The following is a 13089-nucleotide window of genomic DNA, read 5'->3' as shown; positions in this document are numbered from 1 at the left end:
GGGCTGTCAGGCAGCCCGGGTGATGCGGCATTTGTCAGCCAGCCGGGCGCAGGCTGCCGAACAGCTTGTTGGCCTGGGCCTCAGTCATGGCCGCGCGCCAAGCCCCTTCCCCCAGGTCACGTTCGCTGGCCAGTTTCAGGTGGCCTGCTTCCAGGCGGGTGAAGCCGCTTGCCGGTTTGTGCCGGAAGTGGAAGTGCGCATACCACAGCGGCTGCCCGCTGGTGCGGTCCACTATGCGGTATTCCTCCAGGTATTCCACCGGCTTGCCTTTGCGGTCCCGTTTCGGGTTCAGCGTGCGCGACCAGCCAAGCTCCACCTCCTGCTGCTCCACCAGGTATTCCAGGTAAGCCACTGTCGGCTTGCTGCTTGCCTTGCTCTGGGCTATGCGCAGTTGCCGGCCCAGTGCATGCATCTCTGCTGCAGCGGTGTCCAGCTGCTGGGTTAGCGCCAGGTGGCTGGCGGTGAACGCAGTACCCGCCTTGCGCCGGATGCTCTCGCCCAGAAACCGCAACTGCTGGGCGTGGCCTTCGGCGATGTCTTCCAGGTCTATCGGGAGGGTTTGCGGTTTCTGGTACTGGTGCAGCCTGGCCCGTTGCTGATCGATGGCATTCAGGCGGGCGCTGGCGGTTTCAAGCAACGAGGGAAGGGGTTGCGTGGGCATCCAGGGCTCTTCTGCGACCTGTTGCCATTGGCCTGTCTCACTTTTGACGTAAACAGTGTGCGCCTGTTCGGAATTGGGCTGGTTGATGCGCATGCGCGTCTGGCCGCGCTCGACGAACGCGTTACCGATCAACGGGCCTTCCACCGTTTCGAACAAGCGCGGGCGGCTCGCGCCTCGCGGGGGTTGGCCGGTAGAAGGGCGGGGCAAGCTGGCCTTGGCGAGGTTGGCGTCGATCTCGTCGATCATTTCCCGCATGAGGTGGCGAAACGACGAGGTTTCTGCAGGCGCCAGCAAGTCCGTGAAGTTGTCTTCCCAGGCAGTCAGGTGGTTCAGGTAGCGCCCGTAGCGGCTTCTGGCGTGGCTGAGAAAAGTGCGCTCCTGGGCGCGGCTGAGGCGCGCTTGCGGCAGCTGTACCTGGCTGTACAGGGTGCTGCGCAGGGCCACCCCCTGTTCATGGAAGTGGGTCATGAAGGCGCCCATGCGCGGGTGCTCCACCGCGCTTGCCTTGAACAGGATCATCGACAGGATCGACGCCCTGACCACGCGGGTGTTGGTCAGGTCCAGCACCAGGCCGGTCTGCTGCACGCGGGCCATGTAGGTGCTCAGGGCATTGCCTTGTAAGGTGGTGTGCCGTACCTGATGGCTGGCGGCCAGGCGCTCCGCCTCCATCAGCGTCAGCACCATCTCCTTGCTTGCCGCCAGTGAATTCTGGGTCAGGCGCTTGGCGACCGAGGTGTGTGTGGTAGACCCAGGCAGTGCCTGAATGGCGCTGAACGCCAGCTTGACCTGCTGGGTGGCGAGGGTGAAGCGGTCCGAAACCAGGTGCATGTCCAGCACCGCCATCTCAAGAATGTTTTCTTCGCAAAGGGCCTTGAAGCGTACGTAGTCTGCCCGAGCCAGCGTGGCACGTTGCTCCCGCAGGCGCGCCACTGCTTGCTCGTTGAACGCCATGTTGCCCTGGAGCTCTTCGGCCAGTTGCGTACGTGCATTGACGTAGGCAGCCCGTTGCCCCTCGGTGGGCTGCCTGCCTTCGGCCACAGCCTCCACCGCCGCGCGATAGGCCGCCTGCTTCTGTGCCAGGCGGGGCCGGCTGCGGATTAATTCGTCATTGATGTCGTGGGCCAGTTCCAGGCCGGTAAGGCGCCTGGGCTGGGCGCGCATCGCCATGCGCCAGTAGGCGACGCCACGGTTGTACAGCGAGGTAAGTGCACCGCCGCCCCCGCGCAGGCCGCTGTCCACCAATAGGCCACTGAGGCGGCCAGGCGTTTCCCAGACCCCTCGCTCGCTGAGCCGCACAGGCTGACGATAGCTGCGTATGCCCTGGGGTTTAAGCCGCCAGGTCAGGTGAGCGGCATCCCATTCGACCGCGTACCAGGCCGTGTTGCGGGTGATGTAGGTTTGCTGGGTAGCCGTGTGCTCGAATACCCCGGCGCCCTGGGGAAGGCTGCAGCGCACCATCGGGCCGCTGGGTAGTTCGGTTTCGTAGCCGCTGAAGGCACCGAGGGGCGGGTGGGGAGTTCCGCTCAACGGGCGCAGGGGTTGCAGGCGCTGACGTTGCTGGGTCAATAGCCGCGCCGTTATGGCAGGCTTGCCAGTGGCTACAACCAGCGGAGCCATGGTCAGCACTGCGTCGCTGATCGACTGCAGCAGGCTGACGAGGTGCGTCAGGCCGTCTTCCAGGTTGCCTTGTTCGAAAGCGGTGACCGCAGCAGTAGCCGCCTGCCAGCCGTCGTAGAGCGCAAGGCCGGTACCCGCGCCGGGCAATATACCGAGTACCAGCCGCAGCCCCATGAAAAAGTAACGGTCAAAAACCTGCGGCGCAGCGAGGGCCAGGTCGGCCTGGCTGCGAGAGGTGGCGCGATGTTGGCGGATAAGCGCCCCCATGCCCTGGCGGGACTCGTAGGTTGGCAGGCTCGGCGCAAGCGCGATGCCCACGCCGATGAAACCGTTGAAGCCTGCCTGCAGCGCGGCATTGATGTACTGCTCATGCTCATCCGGGTTGCCGGTCAAGGTCTGCTCGGCGAGGTAGCGGGCCATGGCGCTGTCCAAGGCCATGGTCTGCAGCGCTTCGCATGCCGCACTGCTGTCCGGGTACTGGCTGATGGCCTTGCCGTTGGGAGCCTCCGGCATGTAGAGCAGCACAGGGCCCGCCGTACCTTGCACCAGTGCAATGCCGGCCAGCGCGACACTGCTGCTCGAACCGTCGGCCGCCACACCCGGCTTCAACTCCAGCGAGTAGTAGGCAAGAGTTCGGGCTGTGCCTGTAGATACTTGTTCGCTGTAGAGCGTTTCGAGCATGTGCTGGCCGCTGGCATCCAGGCCGGTGGGGCGACTTAGCAGCAGGAGCTTCAGACGATGCTCGTATGGCGCACGCAGGGTTTCCTGGCGCCAGGCCACCTGCCAGGGCGTTTCATGTTCGAAGCCCAGGTAGGCTTGGGCGATGTGTGTTTCGAAGCGGCCGGCCGCATCCAGTTCGGCAATCAGCATTGCAATGCGCGCTGGCGTAAGCCGTTCTGCCAGATAAGGGTTCGCAGGCTCGAACTTTACCGTGGCATTGCCCAGGCGCAGGCGGCGCTGTTCATCCAGCGCCACCATGATGAAGGCTTCGAGGGGCACATCACTGCGCGCCGTGCTGAACATGGGTACGTCCCGCGCCCCCGCACCACCGGCGGCCGATTGGCCGGTGACCTCTTTGTTCATGGTGACACTGTCAGCGATGTCGAGGGTGATCTGCCCGGCATCCTGCACACCGAACTCAGTGCGCAAATGGTCCCTCAGCAGTTGGCGGGTAAATTGATCGCGTGGAGGCAGGCTCGACGTGAGCAGGCCGGTAGAGGTGCGCAGTGACGCTTGCAGTGTTTCGATCTGGGCAGCCACTGCGGCGATCTGCTGGGCATCGAGATGGCTCAATCGGGGCAGGTTGTGCTGAAAATGGCTGCTGCGGTTTTTCTCGGCGAACCGTGCAAAGGCGGCCAACCGGGCGCGATGTTCACTGATGCACAGCCGCTGACGCGCCTGTTCGCGTGAAGTGTCGGCTGGCAGGGAGGCAGCGATGGCGTCAACGCATTGCAACATGAAGTGCCCATCGACGGGCGGATGCTCGAATATGAAGGTGGGCGCGTTGCTCAGCCTGGCGTGCAGTGGCACCCCATCGCTGGTTTGGGCGGCCTCCAGCAGTGCATCGGGCCATGCACCGTCCAGGGTAGCCAGCAGGCTGCGTTCAAGTGCCGGTTCGTCAGCGAACGCCAGCAGCCCGCCCCGTTGGCCTGGACGGTACAGCAGCAGCGTTGGGTCCTGCTCCTGGGGGGGCTCAGCGGGCAGTTCACGCACTGTGATGTAACCGCTCAGTACCCAGCGCTGGCCGGCGCTGATGACTGCCAGCGCGCGAACCTGCACCGGCCTTTGCAGGCTTGGCTCCGGCCTGTTGACAAGGTGTTCCACCCAGCCAAGGTGTGCAGCCGCCAACTCGCCCAGCGTGTGTTGCAGCCGTGCTTCGGCCAGCAACGCCTGGCATAGCCCCTCTGCAATCTGCGTGCGCCTGGTTTTGTCGCCGGCCTGCTGGTGCAGCACGGCGCTGCTCACGGGCTCAGGCAGGGCGAGCAGGTAGGTGTCCAGCGTGGTTTTCACCAGGTCCTGCGCCGCCTGCTGTTCGCGCAGCTGTGTGACTTTGGCCGAGGTCGGCGCGGTGTCGCCTGCCAGGTAATGCTCCAGCAGCGCCTCCTGCTGTTCGACACGCTGCTGGCGCCAACCGATGGGCAGGTGTTCCTCAAGGCAGGCGAAATGCACCTCTTGCGTGGCCATGGCGGCGTCGTCGGCGCACACCTGGGCGATCCGTGCCGCCAGGTCCTGTGGCAGAGCCTCCGGCACGACGGCGTTTCGCTGGTTCTCCCAGGCTTGCAGGGCTGTCCAGTCCAGTGGGTCCGTGGCACTGGTTAGGCACGCTTGCAGCAGGTGATGGTCGATAAGGCCCTGGTGCTGCGCCAGGGTTTCTGCCATCAGTGCGCTGAAACCGTCGCCGTGCAGCGGCGTGACGATTACATCGTCGCTGCTGCCCTGGTTGATGGGCCATCGCGGGTCCGGCCAGAAGGTGTGGCAGTTCTCGAACACCCAGGTACGCAGGCGCTGCAGGTCACTGAACAGCACAGTGCAGGTTGTGAGCCCTGGAATGTACAACAGCCAGCCGGTTGCTTCTGCTTCAGGCTCTACAACCATCGCCGCAACACTGCTCAGCGTTGGCGCGCCAGCGGGTTGCCATTGCAGTTGAGCGAAGCGTGGGGTGGCTTGCCTTGCCGTCAGCCAGGCAGCGGTTGCCAGGTTTCCCAGCCCATAGGCAATGTCCAGGCTGTGCTCGAAATGCTCGCGCAGCAGGGCGCTTGCATGGCTTTGCCGTGAAACGGCAGTACCCGGCATGCGGGCAGCCCAGTAACCGCGGGTGGCCCGCAGCCTGGCGGTGCTTGCCAGCGGCCCCAGGTAACGTACCCAGTCAGCGGCAGTCATCTGGGCGTGATCACTGCCTTCTGCAAAGCCCCACGTTGTCCAGCTGGCAAACGGGCTGGCGAACAGCGGGTTCGCCAGCAGGCGGGCTGCGAATGAAAGCAAGGTGGTCTGGTTGGCGCTATCACACAGCCCGCAGTGGGTTGGGTCTATCCCCAATTGAGCCTGCAGTGTGTCGAGCAAGGTCTGGCGCAGGCTGGGCGCCTGACCGAACAGGTCTCGCAGCTGCCCAGCGCAGGCGGCCAGGGCCGGCTGTGCAGCGGTGAGCACGTTGCCTTTGCCGGCCAGGTGTTCGGGTACGGCGGCCAGGGCCGAGGCGGGGAACGTCTTGATGTTGCCCGGCTGGGCGGAAGTGGTGGGCATGGGCGATGGTCCCTATGGGGTGGCATGTGGTGCACCCATTGAAAGCATCGCGACGGTTCAGCCGGTGGTAGATGTATGTGCTCAGCTCGCCTTGCGCGGTGGCAGGAACGGCGGCAGGTAGAGGGACATGTAGGCTTCGAACACACGCATGCCTTCTTCGGCCATGCGTGGGGTGATCTGGTCGTACAACTGCATCGACCGGGCATACACCCGGTCGCTCAGCTCCATGGCCAGGGCGAACACCTCTACATCGTCTGGCAGGCTCGGCAACTGGAAGTGCCGGTCGAACAGGCGGTGCATCAGTTCGCCCAGCTCCATGTCGTGCTGGCGGTCGGCCTGCACGACTTCACTGAGCCCATGCTGGGCCAGAATCAACTGACGGGCCGCGGCATCCTGGTGGTAGATGCCCAGCATGCGCTGTTCGATCAGCCGCGACAGCTGGTGCCAGGTGGTGAATGCGCTGCTGTCGATAGGCGCACTCAGGGCTTCGCGAAATGCCCGGTGCACATCGGCGGTAAGCGCTTCGAGCAATGCCGGCACGCTGGCGAAGAAGTGATACACCGACGAAGGCGGAATGTTCGCACGTTCCGCCACGCTGTAGATCGAGAGTGCAGCAACCCCTTCGCCTGCCAGTAGCTCGCGCGCCGCAGCCAGGATCGCGTCGATCCGGGCCTGGCTGCTGGCGCGGGGCCTGCGTGGGGTGCTGCTGCGGCTCATCAGTTGCTGATCGCCAGGATGCTCGCCTGGTAAGCGCCCACGAACAGGTCGAAGTCACCCACCTCTTGCTGCTCAAGGCGGGACTGCTCTGCCAGCGAGTCGCGGGCCAGGGTTTCGAACGCCTGCTGGCGCTCGACCGGTAGCGGCTGCTCGCGCAGGGTTTCGGCGTGGATGCGGCTTTGCCGCAAGGAAAACGCCACGAAGCTTTCGTCATGCTCGGTCATGCGGGCAAGCACTTGGGCAGACGGCGTGAGGGCCGGGTCTTCGACCTTGGCTTGCTGGGCGTCAAGGGCCTTGGCATGGTCGTCGCCACCGTGCGCCTGGTCCAGCAGGTCGGCCAGTGGGCGAATCTGCCCGATCAGTTCGCTGGCCCAGGTAGCCAGGCTGACCGGCTGGCCATTGTGCTGCAGTTCCAGCCCTGGGCGACGGCCTTCCTTGACCACTTTCAGGAAGTTGCTGGTGCACTGGGTGCATTCGCTGTTGCCCAGCTGCGGGCTGTCATCCAGCGCGCAGAACAGCAGGAAGGCGTCGAGGAAGCGTGCTTCGCTGATGTCGATGCCCACCGGCAGGAACGGGTTGATGTCCAGGCAGCGTACTTCCACGTACTGCACGCCACGCGAAGCCAGCGCCTGGATCGGGCGCTCGCCGGTATAGGTGACGCGTTTTGGGCGAATGTTCGAGTAGTACTCGTTCTCGATCTGCAGAATGTTGGTGTTCAACTGCACCCACTCGCCGTCCACGTGGGTACCGACTTCCACATACGGTGGGTAGGGGGTGCCCACTGCCTTGCGCAGGCTGTCGGTATAGCTGGCCAGGTTGTTGTAGCAAGGCGTGAGGCCCGCCTGGGCATTGCTCTGGTAACCCAGGTCGCTCATGCGCAGGCTGGTGGCGTAGGGCAAGTACAGGGTATCGGCATCCAGTTCTTCGAGCTGGTGCGGGCGGCCGCGCAAGAAGCCTTTGTCCAGGGCCGGGGAGGCGCCGAACAGGTACATCAGCAGCCAGCTGTAACGGCGGAAATTGCGGATCAGCGCGATGTAGGCCGACGACTGATAGTCGCGCTCGCTTTCACTGCTGCCTTCGGCATCGCGCAACAGCGGCCACAGCGCCTCGGGCAGCGAGAAGTTGTAGTGGATACCGGCAATGCACTGCATGGTGCGCCCGTAGCGCAGGGCCAGGCCCTTGCGGTACACGTGCTTGAGCCTGCCGATGTTGGAGGTGCCGTATTCGGCGATCGGGATGTCTTCCTCGGCCGGCAGCGAGCACGGCATCGACGGGCTCCACAAGTACTCTTCGCCCAGTTTGCTGTAGACGAAGCGGTGGGTTTGCTCGAGGTTTTCCAGGACTTCGGCGGGGTCGGGCAGTGCGGGGGTGATGAACTCCAGCAACGACTCGGAATAATCGGTGGTGATCCGCTCGTTGGTGAGGGCCGAGCCCAGCGCCTCCGGGTGCGGGGTCTGGGCCAGGCGACCTTGGTCGGTCACGCGCAGGCATTCGCGCTCAATACCGTGCAGGCACTGCTTGAGCAGGGGAAGATTTGCGCCGAGCAGGCTCAGGCGGCGGTTGAGGAGTTCGCTCAAGATGTATTCCTTCACGCGTCAGTCGCCCCAATATGGGGGTAGAGATAACGGTCTACAAGGGTAGGAAGAAAGGAACTGGCGTTGTCGCCTGGTTTACACGGCCCCAGCAGTGCCAGCGCACTGCTGGAAAATACCGCAGATACTGCTTTGTGAGCTAGATGACGACGAAGGTTCCTTGCGCCTTCGCCACCCGCTTGTCGCCCTGGACTACGTCGGCGTCGACCACCAGAGTGCGCCGCCCGGCGTGCAGCACACGGGCGATGCAGAGCACCTCGCCCTCGCTGACGGCGCGCAGGTAGTTGATCTTGCACTCCAGGGTGACGCTCTGCTGGTCAAAGCCATGGCTGGCCGAGCAGGCCAGGCCCATGGCGATGTCCACCAGGCTGAAAATCGCCCCGCCGTGCAGCTTCTGGCCACGGTTGCGCAAGTGTGGCTCCAGGGCCAGGGCTACTTCGGCAACACCCGCTTCCAGGTGTTGCAGGCGGCAGCCCAGCAGCTGGCTGAAGGCGCTTTCGACGTACTCGCGCGGCACGTCCATCACTTCTTCTTCAACTGCTTGGCGTTGGCGAACAGCGCCGCCATGGCGTTGTTGGCCGGGGCAGCGGTTGCCGTTTCGCGCTGGCGCGGGGCCTGCTGCTGGCGGTTGCCGCCATTGCCACGGTTGCCGCCGTTGCCTCGGCCACCTTCAACCTTTTCGCCCGGGGTGTCGCCCATGCGCATGGACAGGCCGACGCGTTTGCGCGGGATATCCACCTCCATGACCTTGACCTTGACCACGTCGCCCGCCTTGACCGCTTCGCGAGGGTCTTTGACGAACTTTTCCGACAGTGCTGAAATATGTACCAGGCCGTCCTGGTGCACGCCGATGTCGACGAACGCGCCGAAGTTGGTGACGTTGGTCACAACGCCTTCCAAGATCATGCCCGGCTCCAGGTCCTTGAGGTCTTCGACACCATCCTGGAAGGTGGCGGTCTTGAACTCGGGGCGTGGGTCGCGGCCGGGTTTGTCGAGCTCTTGCAGAATGTCGGTGACAGTCGGCAGGCCGAAGGTTTCGTCGGTGAACTTCTTCGGGTCCAGGCGCTTGAGGAAGCTGCTGTCACCGATCAGCGAGCGGATGTCACGGTCGGTGCCGGCGGCGATGCGTTGCACCAGCGGGTAGGCCTCCGGGTGCACGGCAGAGGCGTCCAGCGGGTTGTCACCGTTCATTACGCGCAGGAAGCCTGCGGCCTGTTCGAAAGTTTTCTCACCCAGGCGGCTGACCTTTTTCAGCGCCGCGCGGGTCGCGAACGGGCCGTTGGCATCACGGTGGGCAACGATGTTTTGCGCCAGCGTGGCGTTCAGGCCAGAAATGCGCGTCAGCAGGGCCACCGAAGCCGTATTCACATCCACGCCCACGGCGTTCACGCAGTCCTCGACCACGGCGTCCAGGCCACGGGCCAGCTTGAGTTGGGACACATCGTGCTGGTACTGGCCGACACCGATGGATTTTGGGTCGATTTTGACCAGTTCGGCCAACGGGTCCTGCAGGCGGCGGGCGATGGAGACAGCGCCACGGATCGACACGTCCAGGTCCGGGAATTCCCGCGCGGCCAGTTCCGACGCCGAGTACACCGAAGCACCGGCCTCGGACACCATCACCTTGGTGATCTTCAGTGCCGGGTACTGCTTGACCAGGTCGGCCACCAGCTTGTCGCTCTCGCGGCTGGCGGTGCCGTTGCCGATGGCGACCAGCTCCACCGAGTGCTTGGCGCACAGGGCGGCCATGACAGACAGGGTGCGGTCCCAGTCGTTCTTCGGCGCGTGCGGGTAGACGGTGGCGTAGTCCAGCAGCTTGCCGGTGGCATCCACCACGGCCAGCTTGCAGCCGGTGCGCAGGCCCGGGTCGAAACCCAGGGTGGCGCGTGGGCCGGCCGGTGCGGCCAGCAGCAGGTCGTGCAGGTTGTGGGTGAAGACATTGATGGCCTCGCCTTCGGCGTTATCGCGCAGCTCGCCGAACAGGTCGGTTTCCAGGTGGGTGTACAGCTTGACCTTCCAGGTCCAGCGCACCACCTCGCCCAGCCACTTGTCTGCCGGGCGGCTGCGGTTCTCGACGCCCACGTGTTCGCCAATCATCAGCTCGCACGGGTGCAGGGTGCCTGGCAGTTCTTCGCCAACCTTGAGCGAGGCGCTGAGCACGCCTTCGTTGCGGCCGCGGAAGATGGCCAGGGCACGGTGCGAGGGGGCGTTGCGCAGCAGTTCGTCATGGGCGAAGTAGTCGCGGAACTTGGCGCCTTCCTCTTCCTTGCCGGGCACCACGCGGGCCGTGAGTACGGCCTCGTGCTTGAGGAAGCTGCGCAGCTTGTCGAGCAGCGCGGCGTCTTCGGCAAAACGCTCCATGAGGATGTACTTGGCGCCTTCCAGCGCAGCCTTGGTGTCGGCCACACCCTTGTCGGCACTGACAAAACGGGCGGCCTGGTCTTCCGGCACCAGCGTCGGGTCGTTGAACAGGCTGTCGGCCAGCTCGCCCAGGCCGGCTTCCAGGGCGATCTGGCCCTTGGTGCGGCGCTTCTGCTTGTACGGCAGGTACAGGTCTTCAAGGCGGGTCTTGGTGTCGGCCAGCTTGATCTCGCGGGCCAGCTCCGGGGTCAGCTTGCCCTGCTCCTCGATGCTGCCAAGAATGCTGGCACGGCGCTCGTCGAGTTCGCGCAGGTAGCGCAGGCGCTCTTCCAGGTGGCGCAGCTGGGTGTCGTCCAGGCTGCCGGTCACCTCTTTACGGTAACGGGCGATGAAGGGCACGGTAGAGCCTTCGTCCAACAGGCCCACGGCCGCCTCGACCTGCTGGGGGCGCACGCCCAGTTCCTCGGCGATACGGCTGTTGATGCTGTCCATGTAAACCACCTGACATTCTTGAATACGGGTCGCCGGTGGGCTTTTCGCCCGGCGGCGCTGGATGAAAGCGGCGCATTATACCCATCGCAAACGGCTTGCGGTGATGGCCCGCCGCCAGCGGGAACTGGCGCCCGGGGAAAAATCTGCTAACAATGCTCACGGCACGCGCTACAACGGCTACGCCATAATGCGCGGCGATACCAGAGGAGTTATTCATGACCGGCACGCCAAACACCGCTGAAGGTGAAAAGATTCTTATCGTCGATGACGATCCGGGGCTCAGCAGCCTGCTGGAACGTTTCTTCACCAGCAAGGGCTACCGCGCCCGTGCGGTGCCGAACACCGAACAGATGGACCGCCTGCTGCAACGCGAGGTGTTCAACCTGGTGGTGCTCGACCTCATGCTGCCTGGCGAGGATGGCTTGTCCGCCTGCCGGCGCCTGCGCCAGCAGAACAACCAGATCCCCATCATCATGCTCACCGCCAAGGGTGACGAACTCAGCCGCATCAAGGGGCTGGAGCTGGGGGCAGACGATTACCTGGGCAAGCCGTTCAACCCGGACGAGCTGATGGCGCGGGTCAAGGCCGTGCTGCGCCGCCAGGCGCCTACCGTGCCGGGTGCGCCGGGCAGCGAAGACGAGTCGGTCACCTTCGGTGACTACGAGCTGTCGCTGGCCACCCGCGAGCTCAAGCGCGGCAACGAAGTGCACATGCTCACTACCGGCGAATTCGCCGTGCTCAAGGCGCTGGTGATGCACGCCCGCGAGCCGCTGACCCGCGACAAGCTGATGAACCTGGCCCGTGGCCGCGAGTGGGATGCGCTTGAACGTTCCATCGACGTGCAGATCTCGCGCCTGCGCCGCATGATCGAGCCCGACCCGTCCAAGCCCCGTTACATCCAGACGGTCTGGGGCGTGGGCTATGTATTCGTACCGGATGGCAATGCCGGCAAATGATGTCAGCCACTGAATGAAAACCCCTCTGTGGTTTCCGCAAAGCTTCTTCGCCCGCACGCTGTGGCTGGTCCTGATCGTCGTCCTGTTCTCCAAGGCACTCACCTTGGTCTACCTGTTGATGAACGAGGACGTGCTGGTCGACCGGCAGTACAGCCATGGCGTGGCATTGACCCTGCGCGCCTACTGGGCGGCGGATGAAGAAAACCGCGACCAGATCGCCGAAGCGGCAGGCCTTATCCGGGTGACCGGCTCGGGCGTGCCCGAGGGCGAGCAGCACTGGCCGTACAGCGAAATCTACCAGCGGCAGATGCAGGCCGAGCTGGGCGAAGACACCGAGGTGCGTTTGCGCATTCATGCGCCACCGGCGCTGTGGGTCAACGCCCCCAGCCTGGGGCCTGGCTGGTTGAAGGTACCGCTGTACCCACACCCGCTGCGCGGCCAGAAAATCTGGAACGTATTGGGCTGGTTCCTGGCCATCGGCCTGTTGTCCACGGCGTCGGCCTGGATTTTCGTGCGCCAGCTCAACCAGCCGCTCAAGCGCCTGGTCTTCGCCGCCCGCCAGCTGGGGCAGGGGCGCAGTGTGCGTTTGCCCATCAGCGACACGCCCAGCGAAATGGCCGAGGTGTACAAGGCGTTCAACCAGATGGCAGAGGACGTGGAGCAGGCCGGGCGTGAGCGTGAGTTGATGCTGGCCGGGGTTTCCCACGACCTGCGCACGCCGCTGACACGCTTGCGTTTGTCGCTGTCATTGCTCGACAGCGACAACGACCTGAGTGACGACATGGTCCGCGACATCGAAGACATGGACGCCATTCTCGATCAGTTCCTGGCGTTCATCCGCGACGGCCGCGATGAGCCCCTGGAAGAAATCGACCTGGGCGCGTTGGTGCGTGAGGTGGTGGCGCCGTACAACCAGCCGCAGGAGCGGGTGCGTCTGTGCCTGGAGCCCATTCCGCCGTTCCCGGTACGCCGGGTGTCGCTCAAGCGCATGCTGGGCAACCTGATCGGCAACGCCCTGCACCATGCCGGCAAGGGGGTCGAGGTGGCCGCCTATGTGTCGGGTGACGAGAGCGCACCCTATGTGGTGCTGAGCGTATTGGACCGCGGGGCGGGGATCGACGAATCGGAACTTGAGACCATCTTCAACCCGTTCATTCGGGGTGACCGGGCGCGCGGTGGCAAAGGCACCGGGCTGGGGCTGGCGATCGTCAAGCGGATCGCGGCGCAGCATGGTGGGAATGTGGAGCTGCGCAATCGGTCCGGTGGTGGGATCGAGGCGCGGGTAAGGCTGCCGCTGGGGTTGCTGTTACCGCGTAATGCTGTGTGAGGCCTTCCGGCCTCTTCGCGGCTAAAGCCGCTCCCACAGGTACTGCACAAACCTGAAGGCTGCGGTAATCCTGTAGGAGCGGCTTCAGCCGCGAAGAGGCCGGTACAGGCTTGCATCAACCTTTAC

7 protein-coding genes are annotated in these 13089 nt (G+C 64.5%); 2 read left to right on the top strand and 5 right to left on the bottom strand.

The window, feature by feature from the left end:
- Positions 1–34 precede the first annotated feature (34 nt).
- The 5 genes from IAE33_RS13360 to IAE33_RS13340 form a co-directional block, all read right to left on the bottom strand.
- Positions 35–5518, bottom strand: a complete 5484-nt coding sequence (locus tag IAE33_RS13360; protein WP_201163834.1) for a hypothetical protein — start codon at positions 5516–5518, stop codon at positions 35–37.
- Positions 5519–5599: 81 nt separating this feature from the next.
- Positions 5600–6235, bottom strand: coding sequence for a TetR/AcrR family transcriptional regulator (locus tag IAE33_RS13355; RefSeq protein ID WP_201163833.1), 636 nt, complete (start codon positions 6233–6235; stop codon positions 5600–5602).
- Positions 6235–7812, bottom strand: coding sequence for a glutamate--cysteine ligase (gene gshA, locus IAE33_RS13350; protein ID WP_201163832.1), 1578 nt, complete (start codon positions 7810–7812; stop codon positions 6235–6237). The genes IAE33_RS13355 and gshA overlap by 1 nt, the downstream gene beginning before the upstream one ends.
- A 154-nt stretch (positions 7813–7966) precedes the next feature.
- Complete coding sequence (locus IAE33_RS13345; RefSeq protein WP_060482956.1) at positions 7967–8350, bottom strand: PaaI family thioesterase; 384 nt, start codon at positions 8348–8350, stop codon at positions 7967–7969.
- Complete coding sequence (locus tag IAE33_RS13340) at positions 8350–10680, bottom strand: Tex family protein (RefSeq protein WP_201163831.1); 2331 nt, start codon at positions 10678–10680, stop codon at positions 8350–8352. The genes IAE33_RS13345 and IAE33_RS13340 overlap by 1 nt, the downstream gene beginning before the upstream one ends.
- Before the next feature lie 215 nt (positions 10681–10895).
- On the opposite strand from IAE33_RS13340, the gene ompR reads away from it, so the two are divergent.
- Together ompR and IAE33_RS13330 are read left to right on the top strand one after the other, a co-directional pair.
- Positions 10896–11636 (top strand): osmolarity response regulator transcription factor OmpR, encoded by a 741-nt coding sequence (gene ompR, locus IAE33_RS13335; protein ID WP_028635354.1) that lies wholly within the window; start codon positions 10896–10898, stop codon positions 11634–11636.
- A 13-nt stretch (positions 11637–11649) separates the two neighbouring features.
- Positions 11650–12963 carry an ATP-binding protein gene (locus tag IAE33_RS13330; protein WP_028635353.1) on the top strand — a complete coding sequence of 438 codons (1314 nt, stop codon included), beginning with the start codon at positions 11650–11652 and terminating at the stop codon, positions 12961–12963.
- The last annotated feature ends 126 nt before the right edge of the window (positions 12964–13089 follow it).

This window comes from Pseudomonas sp. S60, from assembly GCF_016647865.1.
In the GTDB taxonomy this organism is placed as follows: Bacteria; Pseudomonadota; Gammaproteobacteria; order Pseudomonadales; family Pseudomonadaceae; genus Aquipseudomonas; species Aquipseudomonas parafulva.
The sequence above is the reverse complement of the archived record's forward strand: the minus strand, read 5'-3'. Positions and strand labels throughout refer to the sequence as shown.